A 1,210-nucleotide genomic window follows, 5' to 3' on the forward strand; every position below is an offset into this window, starting at 1 on the left:
GCTGCAACACCATTTACACCTGTTTTCGGAAATATGTACGCTCATTTGGACATCTTGAATATTAATTTTGGAGATTCGGATAAAGAACCAGAACTGGATGCCAACGGGGAAGAAATTATCGAAGACGATCCCGAAATAACAAATGAACAACTTCAAAACTTGATTTTCAGTTCACGAGAAAAGTATGAAAAAGAATTCAATGCAGATTTTAATTCTTCACCAATCACACAAAAGTTGTTCGGTATGGGCTTTGCAGGAAACTATGAAGAACCTGAACCAGGAAAAGACTTGAAAATGATTGAAATGGACTTCCATGATTTGTTCTATTCATTTGGATGGATTGGCTTCTTTTATTTAATGGCTCCATTCTTCTGGTATACAGGGAAGTTTTTACTACATTTTGTACGAAATATTAAAACACACTTTACGTATCTATATATTTTATACGGGGTGGCCTTCTTATTGGCAGTGGGGATTGCATATACAGCAGGCCATGTACTGACTGCTCCAGCAGTTTCTATCTATATCGCATCCATTTTAGCGATGTTAAATGTCAGAGAGAAGCTAATAGACCTATAAAAATAGGCTGTTAGACTAGAAAAATCTGAAATTTCCTAAAAAACGACAGTTAATTTGACGTAATCTTTATAAAATAGTTGAAATGTAAATGTAATCTGTTAGAATAAATAGGAGTTTAATTGTAAAACTTTGTCCTTTTACTGCCATTTCTATAAACCTTTCTTCTTGCGCGGAAGATATATATTTACTAGGTAAATAGAAAAAACTGGCGTGAAATTGCAAATCTTGGTACAATTTAAACTGTGAAATATTTTGTAGCGGCTTGTCCGTTATTAAACCACAGACTATACACAAAACAGGAGGAATACTTAACATGGCTTATCAACCAAAGTCGTACAAAAAGTTCGTTGCAACAGCAGCGACAGCAACACTTGTTGCATCTGCAATCGCACCATTAGCTTCGGCTGCATCATTTTCGGACGTTTCAGATCGCTACAAAGAAGCGGTATCTTACCTTGCTGACAAAGGAATCTCTCAAGGTTACCCTAACGGTAAATTCGGTACTGACGATAACATCAAACGTCAAGATGCTGCAGTAATGATTGCTAAAGCACTTGGAGCAACAAAAGATGGGAAATATACTGACGCTGGTTTCACTGACGTACCTAAGGATCTTCAATGGGCTGTAAAC

At 36.6% G+C, this 1,210-nt stretch carries 2 protein-coding genes; both read left to right on the plus strand.

Features of this window, described 5'->3' with window-relative positions; genetic code table 11:
- A partial coding sequence (locus AC1DSB_RS19625; RefSeq protein WP_477587456.1) for an O-antigen ligase family protein occupies positions 1 to 579 on the plus strand: 579 nt, incomplete at its 5' end.
- 313 nt (positions 580 to 892) lie between these two features.
- The coding region (locus AC1DSB_RS19630) for an S-layer homology domain-containing protein (protein WP_477587457.1) at positions 893 to 1,210 on the plus strand (318 nt) is incomplete at its 3' end.

The organism is Paenisporosarcina sp. P4_E4_2 (genome assembly GCF_056401595.1).